15 protein-coding genes are annotated in these 12,872 nt (G+C 68.8%); 10 read left to right on the top strand and 5 right to left on the bottom strand.

Annotation, left to right across the window (positions count from 1 at the left end; translation table 11 throughout):
- The first annotated feature begins 6 nt into the window (after positions 1-6).
- From ribD to FPZ54_RS15750, 6 genes are read left to right on the top strand one after another with little or no spacing between them, the layout of a single operon-like run.
- Positions 7-969, top strand: a complete 963-nt coding sequence (gene ribD / locus FPZ54_RS15775) for a bifunctional diaminohydroxyphosphoribosylaminopyrimidine deaminase/5-amino-6-(5-phosphoribosylamino)uracil reductase RibD (protein WP_145849938.1) — start codon at positions 7-9, stop codon at positions 967-969.
- A gap of 3 nt (positions 970-972) precedes the next feature.
- Positions 973-1,581 carry a riboflavin synthase gene (locus FPZ54_RS15770; protein WP_145848744.1) on the top strand — a complete coding sequence of 203 codons (609 nt, stop codon included), beginning with the start codon at positions 973-975 and terminating at the stop codon, positions 1,579-1,581.
- Positions 1,568-2,707 carry a 3,4-dihydroxy-2-butanone-4-phosphate synthase gene (ribB, locus tag FPZ54_RS15765; protein WP_145848742.1) on the top strand — a complete coding sequence of 380 codons (1,140 nt, stop codon included), beginning with the start codon at positions 1,568-1,570 and terminating at the stop codon, positions 2,705-2,707. The genes FPZ54_RS15770 and ribB overlap by 14 nt, the downstream gene beginning before the upstream one ends.
- Entirely contained in the window at positions 2,707-3,123 is a 417-nt protein-coding gene (gene ribH / locus FPZ54_RS15760) for a 6,7-dimethyl-8-ribityllumazine synthase (protein ID WP_145849936.1), read from the top strand. Before ribB ends, ribH begins: the two co-directional genes overlap by 1 nt.
- On the top strand, positions 3,120-3,662 hold the full coding sequence (locus FPZ54_RS15755) for a GNAT family N-acetyltransferase (RefSeq protein WP_145848741.1): 543 nt from the start codon (positions 3,120-3,122) through the stop codon (positions 3,660-3,662). Before ribH ends, FPZ54_RS15755 begins: the two co-directional genes overlap by 4 nt.
- Positions 3,659-4,120: a hypothetical protein gene (locus FPZ54_RS15750; RefSeq protein ID WP_145848740.1), complete on the top strand. Its 462-nt coding sequence runs from the start codon at positions 3,659-3,661 to the stop codon at positions 4,118-4,120. The genes FPZ54_RS15755 and FPZ54_RS15750 overlap by 4 nt, the downstream gene beginning before the upstream one ends.
- Here the strand turns inward: FPZ54_RS15750 and FPZ54_RS15745 are convergent.
- Positions 4,105-5,196: an alkene reductase gene (locus FPZ54_RS15745; protein ID WP_145848739.1), complete on the bottom strand. Its 1,092-nt coding sequence runs from the start codon at positions 5,194-5,196 to the stop codon at positions 4,105-4,107. The two genes, FPZ54_RS15750 and FPZ54_RS15745, sit on opposite strands and share 16 nt — an antisense overlap.
- Positions 5,197-5,251: 55 nt before the next feature.
- Between FPZ54_RS15745 and FPZ54_RS15740 the strand changes: the two genes are divergently transcribed.
- The 4 genes from FPZ54_RS15740 to FPZ54_RS15725 are packed head-to-tail and all read left to right on the top strand — an operon-like array spanning position 5,252 to position 10,102.
- Entirely contained in the window at positions 5,252-6,193 is a 942-nt protein-coding gene (locus tag FPZ54_RS15740) for a DMT family transporter (RefSeq protein ID WP_145848737.1), read from the top strand.
- Positions 6,190-6,849, top strand: coding sequence for a COQ9 family protein (locus tag FPZ54_RS15735; RefSeq protein WP_145848736.1), 660 nt, complete (start codon positions 6,190-6,192; stop codon positions 6,847-6,849). Before FPZ54_RS15740 ends, FPZ54_RS15735 begins: the two co-directional genes overlap by 4 nt.
- The gene (locus FPZ54_RS15730) at positions 6,846-9,566 is read left to right on the top strand and encodes an ATP-dependent DNA helicase (protein ID WP_145848735.1); all 2,721 of its coding nucleotides are present in this window, start codon (positions 6,846-6,848) and stop codon (positions 9,564-9,566) included. Before FPZ54_RS15735 ends, FPZ54_RS15730 begins: the two co-directional genes overlap by 4 nt.
- The gene (locus FPZ54_RS15725; RefSeq protein WP_145848734.1) at positions 9,563-10,102 is read left to right on the top strand and encodes a SixA phosphatase family protein; all 540 of its coding nucleotides are present in this window, start codon (positions 9,563-9,565) and stop codon (positions 10,100-10,102) included. The genes FPZ54_RS15730 and FPZ54_RS15725 overlap by 4 nt, the downstream gene beginning before the upstream one ends.
- A gap of 7 nt (positions 10,103-10,109) precedes the next feature.
- On the opposite strand, the gene FPZ54_RS15720 is transcribed toward FPZ54_RS15725, so the two are convergent.
- The 4 genes from FPZ54_RS15720 to plsX all read right to left on the bottom strand — a co-directional run bounded on the left by FPZ54_RS15720 (position 10,110) and on the right by plsX (position 12,861).
- On the bottom strand, positions 10,110-10,439 hold the full coding sequence (locus tag FPZ54_RS15720) for a MerR family transcriptional regulator (protein ID WP_145848733.1): 330 nt from the start codon (positions 10,437-10,439) through the stop codon (positions 10,110-10,112).
- Position 10,440: 1 nt separating this feature from the next.
- Positions 10,441-10,740: an integration host factor subunit alpha gene (locus tag FPZ54_RS15715; RefSeq protein ID WP_145848732.1), complete on the bottom strand. Its 300-nt coding sequence runs from the start codon at positions 10,738-10,740 to the stop codon at positions 10,441-10,443.
- Positions 10,741-10,837: 97 nt separating this feature from the next.
- Positions 10,838-11,833 carry a beta-ketoacyl-ACP synthase III gene (locus tag FPZ54_RS15710; protein ID WP_145848730.1) on the bottom strand — a complete coding sequence of 332 codons (996 nt, stop codon included), beginning with the start codon at positions 11,831-11,833 and terminating at the stop codon, positions 10,838-10,840.
- Positions 11,830-12,861 carry a phosphate acyltransferase PlsX gene (gene plsX / locus FPZ54_RS15705; protein ID WP_145848729.1) on the bottom strand — a complete coding sequence of 344 codons (1,032 nt, stop codon included), beginning with the start codon at positions 12,859-12,861 and terminating at the stop codon, positions 11,830-11,832. The genes FPZ54_RS15710 and plsX overlap by 4 nt, the downstream gene beginning before the upstream one ends.
- Between the last annotated feature and the right edge of the window lie 11 nt (positions 12,862-12,872).

Raw genomic sequence — 12,872 nt, 5'->3', positions numbered from 1 at the left:
GCGTGGATGGGCGCGGCGCTCGCGCTTGCCGAACGCGCGCGTGGTCGAACCGCGCCCAACCCCAATGTCGGCTGCGTCATCGTGCAGCCTGCCCCCGCCAAGGCGGGGGGTCGCGTCGTCGGGCGCGGCTGGACCCAGCCAGGCGGCCGCCCCCATGCCGAAGCGATGGCGCTGGCGCAGGCAGGGGAGGCCGCGCGCGGCGCGACCGCCTACACGACACTGGAACCCTGTGCGCATGAGTCGCCGCGCGGCCCGGCCTGTACCGACTCGCTGATCGCTGCCGGGGTCGCGCGCGTCGTTATCGCGCTGGGCGATCCCGATCCCCGCACCGACGGGCAGGGCATCGGTCGGCTGCGTGCAGCGGGAATCGACGTCATCACGGACATCCGCGCCGATGCAGCACGGCGCAGCATGGCGGGCTTCCTCACGCGACGTGAACAGGAGCGCCCGCATGTCACGCTCAAGCTCGCCACCTCGCTCGACGGCTGTATCGCGCTGGCCAATGGGACAAGCCGCTGGATCACCGGCCCCCGCGCACGGACCCATGCGCATGTCGAGCGGTCGCGGCATGAGGCGATCCTGGTCGGTCGCGGCACGCTCGCTGCCGACGACCCGAAACTCGATGTCCGCGTGCCGGGGCTTGAGGATCGGGCGCCACGCCGCATCCTGCTGTCCACCCGGCCCGAGCCTGGTTGGGAGCAGATCGGCGCGCCGGAAGCAATCGCGTCGCTGACGGGCGTCGACCACCTGCTGGTCGAAGGCGGCGCGCAGGCCGCCGCATCCTTCCTGCGCGCCGACTTTGTCGACCGGCTGCTGCTCTACCGCGCGCCCATCCTGCTCGGCGGCAAGCGGGGTCTCGCCGATCTCGGCCTTGCCGACCTCGATTCGGCCCATGGCCGCTGGGGCCTGATCGACGCGCGGATGCTTGGCAGCGACCAGATCGAGGTTTACGAGCGCGTCAAAGGATAAGACATGTTCACCGGAATCATCACCGATGTCGGCGCGATCGAAACGGTCGAGGACCGCGGCGACCTGCGTATCCGCATCGCCACCGCCTATGACACCGCAACCGTCGATCTGGGCGCGTCGATCGCCTGTTCGGGCGTGTGCCTGACCGTGGTCGACAAGGGGACAGGCTGGTTCGCGGTCGATGTCAGCCACGAAACCGTGTCGCGCACCGCCGACCAATGGGTCGCCGGGCGCCAGCTCAATCTCGAGCGCGCGCTCAAGGTCGGCGACGAACTGGGCGGCCATATCGTCACCGGTCATGTTGACGGTGTCGGCACCGTGCTCGGCATTTGCCCGGACGGCGACTCGAAGCGGATCGGCATCGCCGTTCCCGCCGCGCTCGCCCCGTTCATCGCCGCCAAGGGGTCGATCACTCTCGACGGCGTCTCGCTGACCGTGAACGAGGTTTCGGACCAGTCCGACGGCAGCGCGCATTTCGCGATCAACCTCATCCCGCATACCCAGGCCGTTACCACCCTGGGTGCCCTGACCCAGGGCCAGGCCGTCAATCTCGAGATCGACGTGCTCGCCCGCTATCTCCAACGCATGGAGGCCGTCCGTGGCCAAAGCTGAACTCTCCCGCCTTCCCCACGCCTTCCTCTCCTCACCCGAGGAGATCATCGACGAGGCACGCAACGGCCGCATGTTCATCCTGGTCGATGACGAGGATCGCGAGAATGAGGGCGATCTGATCATCCCGGGCCAGATGGCGACCCCCGACGCGGTCAATTTCATGGCGCGCCACGGCCGGGGGCTGATCTGCCTCGCCATCACGCAGTCGCGCGCCGACCAGCTGGGGCTGGAGCCGATGTCGCGGCGCAACGGGACGAGCATGGGCACCGCCTTCACCGTCTCGATCGAGGCGAAGGAAGGTGTCACCACCGGCATCTCCGCCGCCGATCGCGCGCGGACCATCGCCGTCGCCACCGACGCGACCAAGAGCGCCGCGGATATCGTCTCCCCCGGACATGTCTTCCCGCTTGTCGCGCGGGAGGGCGGCGTCCTCGTCCGTGCCGGTCATACCGAAGCGGCAGTGGATGTCGCGCGGCTGGCCGGGCTCAACCCGTCGGGCGTGATCTGCGAGATCATGAAGGACGACGGGACGATGGCGCGGCTCGACGACCTCGTTTCCTTCGCGCAGTTCCATAACCTGAAGATCGGCACGATCCGCGACCTGATCGCCTATCGCCGCCGCTACGACCATCTGGTCGAGCGGCGGGCGGAAACGGTGTTCCCCAGCCGCTGGGGTGGCGACTGGCGCGCGATCACCTTCTGGAACAAGGCGACCGGGACCGAGCAGATCGCCCTGCTCAAGGGGCGGATCGACCCCGCCCGGCCGACACTGGTGCGCATGCACGCGCTCTCGCCCTTTGGCGACCTGTTCGGGGAGGCGGGTGCGCGCGGACAGCTGCTCCAGCGGTCGATGGAGATCATCGGCGAGGAAGGCGCCGGCGTGGTCGTCGTGATCAACAAGCCGCGCGCGGACGCCTTCACCATGGCGGTCGAGCGCCGGGCCGGCAAGCGGACCGAGGCGGATATGGAGGAGTTGCGCGACTATGGCGTCGGCGCGATGATCCTGACCGAATTGGGGGTCGAGGAAATGGTGCTGCTTACCAACACCCACCACACGCTGGTCGGTCTCGACGGCTATGGCTTGCGCATCGTGGGCGAGCGCGCGATCGATCTGGGAGGCGAATGATGGCGCATATCCTGATCGTCGAAGCGCGGTTCTATGACCATCTGAACGACATGCTCCTCGCCGGTGCGCGCGCCGCGATCGAGGCGGCGGGGCATTCGCACGAGACGATTACCGTTCCGGGCGCGCTCGAATTGCCCGGGGCGATCGTGCTGGCCGAAGATACGCAGCGCTTCGACGCCTATGTCGCGCTGGGCGTGGTGATCCGCGGCGAGACCTACCATTTCGAGATCGTCTCGAACGAGAGCGCGCGGGGCATCATGGCGCTGACGATGGACGGCATTCCGATCGGCAACGGCGTCCTCACCACCGAGGACGAGGCGCAGGCGGTCCGCCGCGCCGATCCCGCGCAGTTCGACAAGGGTGGCGGTGCGGCGGAAGCGGCCATCGCGATGCTGGCGCTCAAGCAAAGACTATGACCCATCCGATCCTTTTCACCGAGCGGCTGATCCTGCGCCGTCCGGCGGCGGAGGATCTCGACGGCTGGGCCGGGTTCGCCGCCGATCCCGTGGCGACCGAGCATCTCGGCGGTCCCGTCGATCGCGCGACGGCGTGGCGCCAGCTGTGCACCATGGCGGGCGCGTGGGAGATCAACGGTTTCGCGATGTTCAGCGTGATCGAGCGCGCGACTGGCAAATGGGTCGGGCGGCTGGGGCCATGGCAGCCTGAGGGCTGGCCGGGGACCGAGGTCGGCTGGGGCGTCGCGGCGGAGTTCGCGGGCCGGGGCTATGCCTATGAAGGCGCGGTCGCGGCGATGGATTATGCGGTCGACGTCCTCGGCTGGGCCCGCATCATCCATACGATCGCGCCCGAAAATACGCGCTCGATCCGGCTCGCCCAGCGGCTGGGATCCACCAATGGCGGGCCAGTCCGCCTGCCCTCACCCCATGCCGACGTCACCGTCGATGCGTGGGGCCAGAGTGCGGACCAGTGGCGCGCGGGGCGGCCCTCCCGATGACCGCGATCCCGCCCAGCCGCTACAAGGTGGTCGAGCGCGGACGGCGACTGGTGGTAATCGACACGCTGACGGGGAAACCCGCCAGTCCGGAACATGGCCAGGTCGGATCGACGCTGCCGCACACGCCGAACGCGCCGCGGCGGACGACAGAGCGCCCTGTGGCGGACGCCGCACCCCGCCGGGTCGATGATCGCAGCGGCGCTGCGATCCTCACCACCTCGCCCTTCTACGACCTCAAGGCACCGCGCCAGATCGTGATGGACGACCGGTTCAACGACAGGATCGGCAAGGCGATCGGCGGGTGGTTGATCGGCCTGTTCTTCGCCATCTCGATCGCCTTTTTGTTTTTCCCCTGGCTGATCGTCCTGCCCTTCATCCTCGCCTTCCAGCCCAAGGTCCGCGCGGCGATCCGGCAATGGATCACCGCGCGGCTCGACGAGGTTCAGGCTGCCTCCTGATCGGCAAGCGCCGGATAATCCACATAGCCTTCCGGCCCCTGGCTGTACCAGGTCGCCATGTTCGACTCATTGAGCGGCGCGCCGGTGCGCAGCCGTTCGGGCAGGTCGGGATTGGCGAGGAAGGTCCGGCCGAAGCTCACCGCATCGGCGGTGTCGGCGTCAATCACGGCCTGCGCCGCGTCGCGCGTCGTATAGTCGGAATTGACGACGAGCGGGCCGTCGAAGACCGTGCGGATCGCGGGGCTCAGCCGCGGCACGTCGGTGCGGCCGAAGGTGCCGTCGGGTCCCGGTTCGCGCAGCTCCAGAAAGGCGATGCCGAGCTCGGACAGGCGCGTCGCGGCGGGCAGGAACACAGCGTGCGGATCACTGTCGTCGACGCCCTGGGTCGCGCCGTTGGGCGACAGGCGCACGCCGGTGCGGTCCGCCCCGGCGACGCCGGCGACGCGTTCGGTGACCTCGCTCAACAGACGGATGCGATTCTCTACGCTGCCACCATAGGCGTCGGTCCGCAGGTTGGCGCCGTCGCGCAGGAACTGGTCGATCAGATAGCCGTTCGCGGCGTGGATCTGGACGCCATCGAACCCGGCCTTGAGCGCGTTTTCGGTGGCGCGGGCATAGTCGTCCAAGATGCCGGGAAGCTCGTCGATGTCGAGCGCGCGCGCCTGTTCATAGGGCTGGCGACCTTCATAGGTGTGGACATGTCCGTCGGTCCGCGTCGCCGACGCGGACACCGGCTGCGCGCCGATCACCGAGCTGTGGACCTGTCGCCCCATATGCCACAGCTGCGCGACGATACGGCCACCAGCGGCGTGCACCGCCGCGGTCACCGGCTTCCATCCCGCGACCTGCGCGTCGTTCCACAGGCCGGGCGCATAGGGCCAGCCAAGCCCCTGGCGGCTGATCCCGGTCGCTTCCGAGATGATGAGACCGGCAGAAGCACGCTGCGCGTAATAGTCCGCCATGATCGGCGTCGGCACCGCGTCACGCGTCGCGCGGCCGCGAGTCAGCGGCGCCATCAGGATGCGGTTGGGCGCCGCAATCGCGCCCAGGCGGATCGGATCGAACAGGTCGGGCATGGACTTCCCCTTCAAATTGGTTGCGTTGCACAAGAGTTAGGGCGCTAAGGGCCAGATGCACGACTCCGCCGCGACAACAAAAGCTGAACCCCAGCCAAGCGGGGCTGCATTGCCCTTCGCCGCCCTCCTGCTCGGCAACCTCGCGCTCGCCTTCGGGCCGTGGTTCGTGCGCCTCGCCGATGTGGGACCGGTGGCGGCAGGCTTCTGGCGCCTGACGCTGGGCGTGCCGATCCTGTTCGCCATCCTGCTGATCGGGCGGGGCAAGCCGCTGGAGGGCACGCGCGGCCTGTGGGGCGTGCTGGTGATCGCGGGCGTCGTGTTCGCCGGCGACCTTGCCGCCTGGCATATCGGCATCCTCCAGACCAATCTCGCCAACGCAGCCTTGTTCGGCAATTCGGCGACGTTGATGTACCCGATCTGGGGATTTCTGATCGCCCGCGCCTGGCCGACCCGGCAGCAAGGGATCGCGCTCGCCCTCGCCGCGATCGGCGCAGGACTGCTGCTCGGCCGCTCCTACGAGCTCTCGCCGCAAAATCTGGTCGGCGACCTGCTCTGCCTGCTCGCGGGCGCGCTCTACACCGTCTATTTCATCATGATGGCCCGCGCCCGCGCGGCGATGGCGCCGCTGCCCGCGCTTGCCTGGTCGAGCCTTGCCGGGACCGTCCCGATGCTGCTCTTCGCCGTTGCGCTCGGCGAGCAAATCTGGCCGCAGAACTGGGGCGTGCTGGTCGGCCTGGCGCTGGCCAGTCAGGTCGTCGGGCAGGGGCTGATGATCTATGCGCTCGGCCACCTCTCCCCGCTCGTCGTCGGGATCGCGTTGCTCACCCAGCCGGTGGTCGCCGGCACCGTCGGCTGGATCGTCTATGGCGAACGGCTCGGCGCCCCCGATCTGATCGGCGCCGCGCTGGTCGCCATCGCGCTGGTACTCGTCCGCCGCGGAAGATCGCCCCCCGGGCAGGTTGCGTCGAGCGAGGCAGAGGCTAAATCGGTATCATGACCGATGTTGCCGACATGACGCTTGACGAACTGCGCGAGGCACTCGCCCCGCATCTCGCCCCCAACGCCGCATTCGATGGCTGGAGCGCAGCCGCCGTCGCAGCAGCAGCGCGCGCGATTGGCGCCGATCCCGACATTGCCCGGCTGGCGATCCCGGCAAAGCCGATCGAGATGATCGACCTGTGGTTCGCGCATATCGACCGCGAAATGGCCCGCCGCCTGCCGCCCGAACGGCTGGCGACGATGAAGATCCGCGAGAAGATCACCGCGCTGGTCGAAACCCGCCTCGACATCCTCGCCCCCGATCGCGAGGCGCTGCGCCGCGCGGTCGCGATCCTGGCCATGCCGCAGAATGCCGCGCGCGCCACCCGGCTCGGCTGGCGCTCGGCGGACGTGATGTGGCGCCTGGCCGGCGACACCGCGACCGACTACAATCATTACACCAAGCGCGCGATGCTCGCGGGCATCTATGCCGCCACGATCGCGGCGTTCCTGAACGACGAGAGTGAGGGACAGGCCGACAGCCGCGCCTTCCTCGCGCGCCGGATCGAGAACATCATGGCGTTTGAAAAGGCCAAGGCGAAGCTGGCGGCACGATCCGATCATCGCTTCAGCATGTCGCGCTTCATCGGCCGACTGCGCTACAACGCGCGGTGATCGCGCTCCCCTATCCGGCCCTCTACGCCAGTCACGGCGGCATCTGGATCGCGACCGAAGACGGTACGCGCAGCATCGGGCGCGGCGAGGCGGTGCGGATCGCGGCGGACACGCCGGTCATCCTGCTCAACGCCCCGCTCGCCGCGCAGCGGCTGGGCTATCCCGATCTGTCGGGCCTCGACCTGCTCGAACTCTTCGCCTTCCTGCGCCCGGCGCGCTTCATGGTGCCCACCCCCCGCGGCCTTGCCCGGACGCTCGGCATCGACGAGCCCGCCAGCGACGCCGAGGTGGCCCCGTTCCTGCGCAGCGCCGCGCAAGCCATGCTCGCCATCGCCGATGGGGAGTGGCCCGAGCGCGAGGGCGCCTGGCACGCCGCCCAGTCGCTCGCGCGGCTGCGCTGGAGCTGGGCGCCGATGCTTTCGCACCGGCTCAATCGCCCCGAAAAGGCCGAGCGCTGGCTGTTTTCGCGCCTGCCCGAATGGAGCGAATCCGCGCCGCGCACCGCGCCGCGCACGGTGTCGCTCGATCCCGAGGACGTCCGTGCGCAGCTCGCGTCGCTGACCGGAGCCGGGGCCGAGGAGCGCGAGGGGCAGCGCCGCTATGCCGAGGCCGCGGCGAGCGCCTTTGCACCGCGCGCGCTGCGCGATTCACCCAATCTCGTCCTCGCCGAAGCGGGGACGGGGATCGGCAAGACGCTGGGCTATCTCACCCCCGCATCGCTGTGGGCGAGCCAGGCGGATGGTGCGGTCTGGATCTCGACCTTCACCAAGGCGCTGCAACGCCAGCTGGGGCATGAAAGCGAGCGGCTGTTCGCCGACCCGGAGCAGCGCCGCAAGCGGATCGTCACGCGCAAGGGGCGGGAGAATTACCTCTGCCTGCTCAACCTGGAGGATGCGCTGCAGGGCGGCTTTGCCGGGCGCGCCGCGGTGCTGGCGCAGCTGGTGGCGCGCTGGGCCGCCTATAGCGCCGATGGCGACATGATCGGCGGCGACCTGCCCGGCTGGCTGCCCGCCCTGTTCCGCCGCAACGGATCGACCGCGCTGACCGACCGGCGCGGCGAGTGCGTCTATGCCGGGTGCCCACACTACCGCAAATGCTTCATCGAGCGCGCCGCGCGGGCCAGCGCGGAGGCCGACATCGTGATCGCCAACCATGCGCTGGTGATGGTCAATGCCGCACGCGGACGCGAAACCGGCACCCGCCCCACCCGCTACGTCTTCGACGAGGGCCATCATCTGTTCGACGCCGCCGACGCGATGTTCGGCGTGGCGCTGTCGGGGCAGGAGACGATTGAGCTCCGCCGCTGGGTCACCGGGCCGGAAAGCGGATCGCGCGGCCGCCGCCGCGGCCTCGCCGCGCGCCTGTCCGACGTTGCGAGCTATGACGACGCGGGCGCGCAGGCGATCGCCGAGGCAGTCGATGCGGCGCGTGCGCTGCCATCCGACGGCTGGTTGCAGCGCGTCGCCGAAGGGCAGCCGTTCGGCCCGATCGAGCATCTGCTCGCCGCGGTGCGTGGCCTCGTCTATGCGCGCGACGCCGACGGATCGGGCGAGGCCGGCTACGGGATCGAAACCGAACTGGTCGAGCCCGATGCGGCGTTGATCGACGCCATAGCCGGTGCCGCGGCCGCGCTCGAACAGCTGCTGCGCCCATTGATGGCGCTGGGTCGCAGGCTGGAGGCCGTGCTCGACGAGGCGCCCGACTGGATGGACAGCGCGGCGCGCGCGCGGATCGAGGGTGCCATCGCCTCGCTGGGCTGGCGCGCCGAAACGGTCGCCGCATGGCTGGCGCTGGTCGCGCGGATCGGCGGCCCGGCAAGCGCGGAGTTCGTCGACTGGCTCGCCGTCGAGCGGATCGAGGGGCGCGAGATCGATATCGGCGTGCATCGCCGCTGGCTCGACCCGACCAAGCCCTTTGCCGAAACGGTGCTCAAGCCCGCCCATGGCGCGCTCGTTACCTCGGCAACGCTGCGCGCGGGGGGCGACTGGGAGGTGGCGGAGAGCCGCAGCGGTGCCCAGCATCTGCTCCACCCGCCGATGCGGTTCGAGGCGCCATCGCCCTTCGACTATGCGGGCCGGTCGGAAGTGCTGATCGTCACCGATATCAAGCGCGGCGACATGGGTGCGCTGGCTGCCGCCTATGCGCGGCTGATCGTCGCCGCCCAGGGCGGCACGCTCGGCCTGTTCACCGCGATCCGGCGGCTCCGCGCGGTCCATGCCCGGATCGCCGATCGGCTCGCGCGTGAAGGGCTGCCGCTCTATGCCCAGCATGTCGATCCGATCGATACCGGGACGCTGGTCGATATCTTTCGCGACGATCCGCGCGCCTCGCTGATCGGGACCGATGCGCTGCGGGACGGGGTCGACGTACCCGGCCATTCGCTGCGGCTGGTGGTGATGGAGGGGGTGCCCTGGCCCAAGCCCAGCGTGCTGCACGCGGCGCGAAGGCTCGCAAACGGGGGCAGCGCCTATGACGACCGGATCGTCCGCGCGCGCTTGGCCCAGGCGTTCGGGCGGCTGATCCGCCGCGCGGACGACAGCGGCGCGTTTGTCCTCCTGTCCTCCGCCATGCCCTCGCGGCTGCTCTCCGCTTTCCCGCCCGACACGCCGGTTGCCCGGCTCCCGCTCGATGAGGCGGTAGAACGCGTGCGACGTCTTTCCTCCGTCGCATCGCTGGGGCAGAAGGCGCCCGAACATGTCGATCCGGAGGGCCGATGAAGACGCTGACGTTGCTGCGCCACGCCAAATCGAGCTGGGACGATCCCGTCGCACGCGATTTCGACCGACCGCTCAACGCGCGCGGCCAGCGGGCTGCCGCGACCGTGGGGCGGCATATGCGCGGCGAAGGGCTGCAGTTCGACCATGTCCTCGCCTCGCCCGCGGTGCGCGTCGTCGAGACGATCCAGCATCTGGAAACCGGCTATGGCAGCGAACTGGCCCCGGCATGGGACCGGCGCATCTACCTCGCCTCGGCATCGAGCCTGCTCGACGTCATTCACGAACTTCCGGCGGGCGCGGGCAGTGCGTTGCTGATCGGGCATAATCCGGGGCTGGAAGATCTTACCCTGACGCTGGTCCCCGATCGTTCGGGCGATGCCCTGCGCGACTCGGTGGAGGAGAAATTTCCCACCGCCGCGCTGGTCGAGATGCGCTTCGATACCGACGACTGGGACATGGTTCGCGCGGGTGACGCCACATTGGTCCGGTTCGTACGGCCCCGCGACCTCGACCCCGCATTGGGGCCGGACCGCTGAACCCGGCTCAGCCGTCCCCGTCCAGCGCCGCGCGGAGGCGATCACGCACTGCCTTCAAGGCATCGGAACGGGTGCGTCGCGCCCCGCGCTCGGAGTCGAGCAGCCGCTGGACGCCCCGGATCGTATAGCCTTCCTTGCCGAGCAGCGCATCGATGCGTCGCACCAGCGCCACATCGTCGGGACGATAATAGCGGCGCCCGCCCGCCCGTTGCAGCGGGCGTAACTGCGGAAAGCGCGTCTCCCAATATCTCAATATATGCTGGGGCCGCCCGATTTCCTGCGCAAGTTCGCCGATCGTCCGGAAGGCTTCGGGGCCCTTCTCGGGACCGGTGACCATGTCATCCCCCGCCGACGATCCGGTCGCGCAACATCTGGCTGGCGCGGAAGGTGAGCACGCGGCGCGGCGCAATCGGCACCTCGACGCCGGTCTTGGGGTTGCGGCCGATCCGTTCGCCCTTGTCGCGCAGGATGAAGCTGCCAAAGCCGGAAATCTTCACATTTTCGCCCCGGGCAAGCGCCTCGCACATATGGCCCAGAATCTGCTCGACGAGACGCGAAGCGTCGGCGCGCGATAGGCCAACGTCCCGATGCAGCGCATCGGCAAGATCGGCCCGTGTCAATGTCGCGGCGGTCGCCATCGCGGAAAAACCCTCCTACCCCGGCCTGTTACCGTAACACATTGAGGGTTTGACGCAAGCATCGTTGCGCTTTCGTTACGATACGTAGAAATACAGGTCAGAAGCGCACGATCGCGGCGCCCCAGGTGAATCCGCCGCCCATCGCCTCCAGTACCAGCAGGTCGCCCGGCTTGATCCGCCCGTCACGCACCGCAGTGTCGAGCGCCAGCGGCACCGATGCAGCCGAAGTGTTAGCGTGCTGATCGACCGTCACCACCACCTTCTCGGGCGCAAGCCCCAATTTGCGGGCGGTAGCATCCAGAATTCGGGCGTTCGCCTGATGCGGGACGACCCAATCGACATCCTCCGGGCCGAGACCCGCCGCCGCCAGCCCCTCGTTCATGACTGCGGCAAGATTGACCACCGCATGGCGGAACACTTCCTTGCCCTTCATCCGCAGCTTGCCGACCGTGCCGGTGGTTGAGGGGCCGCCATCGACATAGAGAAGCTGGTTGTGTCGGCCATCGGCATGGAGCTTGGTTGCGAGCACGCCGCGCCCGTCCTGGGTCGCGGTCTCCCGCGCTTCCATCACGATCGCCCCTGCGCCGTCGCCGAAGAGGACGCAGGTCGCACGATCCTCCCAGTCGAGGATGCGGCTGAACGTCTCGGCGCCGATCACCAGCGCGCGATTGGCCGAACCGGCGCGGATCATGCTCTCAGCGACCTGCACCGCGTAGAGGAAGCCCGAGCAGACGGCGGCGACGTCGAACGCCACGCAATCGTCGATGCCCAGCGCCGCCTGGACGCGGGTGGCACTGGCCGGAAAGGTCTGGTCGGGAGTCGCCGTCGCGAGCACGATCAGGTCGATGTCCCTCGCATCGGTCCCGGCTGCGGCGAGCGCCGCCCGGGCTGCATCGGTCGCCAGCGTCGACGTCGTCTCGTCGGGTCCGGCGATATGGCGAAAGCGGATGCCGGTCCGCTCGACGATCCATTCGTCCGAGGTATCGACCTGCTCGGCCAGTTCCGCGTTGGAGACGCGCCGGACGGGCAGCGCCGATCCGGTTCCGGTAATGACCGCGCGCCGCGTGGTTGCCGCGCTCGCTATGTCGCTCATGCTGCCTGGGCCTCGAAATTGCCGAGATCCTCGGCGATGCGGCGGGTGAGATCGTCGCGGACCATCTTTGCCGCGACGCCGATAGCGGTTTCGACCCCGATCTCGTTGGCGCTGCCATGGCTCTTCACGACGATGCCGTTGAGGCCGAGAAATACCGCGCCATTATGGTTGTTGGGGTCGAGGTGATGGCGCAGCAATTCGGTCGCCGGGCGCGAAATCAGGAAACCGATCTTCGAGCGGATCGAGCTCGAAAAGGCGCGTCGCAGCAGGTCGGCGACGAACCGCGCGGTCCCTTCGACCGTCTTGAGCGCGATATTGCCAGCAAATCCGTCGCACACGACCACATCGACATTGCCCCGCGACAGCGCATTGCCTTCGACGAAGCCGGTGAATTCGAGCGGCAGGTGCGTCGCGGCGCGCAATTTCTGCGCGGCCTCGCGGATGATGTCGGTGCCCTTGAGCTCTTCGGTGCCGATGTTGAGCAGCGCGACGCGCGGCGCCTTCAGATCCAGCACGGTGCGCGCATAGGCGGCGCCCATCACCGCGAACTGGATCAGGTTGCGGCTGTCGACCTCGGTATTCGCGCCGAGATCGAGCATCACCACGTCGTTGGCGCCCAGCGTCGGCATCCGCGCCGCGAGCGCCGGGCGGTCGATACCCGGCATCGTGCGCAGCGACAGCTTCGCCATCGCCATCAGCGCGCCGGTATTGCCCGAGGACACCGCAGCAGCAGCCTCGCCGCGCTTCACCAGATCGATGGCGATACCCATAGACGTCGTCTTGGCGCGGCGAATCGCCTGGCTGGGCTTGTCGTCGGCGGTGACGACTTCAGGCGCGTGGACGATTTCCGACGCGGCGGTGAGGTTCGGATGGCTCTTCAGCCCTTCGCGAATCGCATCCTCATCGCCGACCAGCACGAATCGCATACCATCATACCGGCGTCGCGCGCGTGCGACTCCAGCGAGCATCACCGCCAGCCCCTCGTCGCCGCCCATCGCATCGACGGCGATTCGCGCGCTGGAGGTCATGGCTGCCGGTC

Origin of the sequence: Sphingomonas suaedae, assembly GCF_007833215.1 — a bacterium.
GTDB classification, from domain to species: Bacteria; Pseudomonadota; Alphaproteobacteria; order Sphingomonadales; family Sphingomonadaceae; genus Sphingomonas; species Sphingomonas suaedae.
This window is presented reverse-complemented; position numbering and strand designations above follow the sequence as displayed.

What these genes read in the sequence shown, in the direction of transcription:
- ribD (WP_145849938.1), top strand. Translation starts at nt 7, where the DNA reads ATGGGCGCGGCGCTCGCGCTTGCCGAACGCGCGCGTGGTCGAACCGCG.
- FPZ54_RS15770 (WP_145848744.1), top strand. Translation starts at nt 973, where the DNA reads ATGTTCACCGGAATCATCACCGATGTCGGCGCGATCGAAACGGTCGAG.
- ribH (WP_145849936.1), top strand. Translation starts at nt 2,707, where the DNA reads ATGGCGCATATCCTGATCGTCGAAGCGCGGTTCTATGACCATCTGAAC.
- FPZ54_RS15755 (WP_145848741.1), top strand. Translation starts at nt 3,120, where the DNA reads ATGACCCATCCGATCCTTTTCACCGAGCGGCTGATCCTGCGCCGTCCG.
- FPZ54_RS15750 (WP_145848740.1), top strand. Translation starts at nt 3,659, where the DNA reads ATGACCGCGATCCCGCCCAGCCGCTACAAGGTGGTCGAGCGCGGACGG.
- FPZ54_RS15745 (WP_145848739.1), bottom strand. Translation starts at nt 5,196, where the DNA reads ATGCCCGACCTGTTCGATCCGATCCGCCTGGGCGCGATTGCGGCGCCC.
- FPZ54_RS15740 (WP_145848737.1), top strand. Translation starts at nt 5,252, where the DNA reads ATGCACGACTCCGCCGCGACAACAAAAGCTGAACCCCAGCCAAGCGGG.
- FPZ54_RS15735 (WP_145848736.1), top strand. Translation starts at nt 6,190, where the DNA reads ATGACCGATGTTGCCGACATGACGCTTGACGAACTGCGCGAGGCACTC.
- FPZ54_RS15725 (WP_145848734.1), top strand. Translation starts at nt 9,563, where the DNA reads ATGAAGACGCTGACGTTGCTGCGCCACGCCAAATCGAGCTGGGACGAT.
- FPZ54_RS15720 (WP_145848733.1), bottom strand. Translation starts at nt 10,439, where the DNA reads ATGGTCACCGGTCCCGAGAAGGGCCCCGAAGCCTTCCGGACGATCGGC.
- FPZ54_RS15715 (WP_145848732.1), bottom strand. Translation starts at nt 10,740, where the DNA reads ATGGCGACCGCCGCGACATTGACACGGGCCGATCTTGCCGATGCGCTG.
- FPZ54_RS15710 (WP_145848730.1), bottom strand. Translation starts at nt 11,833, where the DNA reads ATGAGCGACATAGCGAGCGCGGCAACCACGCGGCGCGCGGTCATTACC.
- plsX (WP_145848729.1), bottom strand. Translation starts at nt 12,861, where the DNA reads ATGACCTCCAGCGCGCGAATCGCCGTCGATGCGATGGGCGGCGACGAG.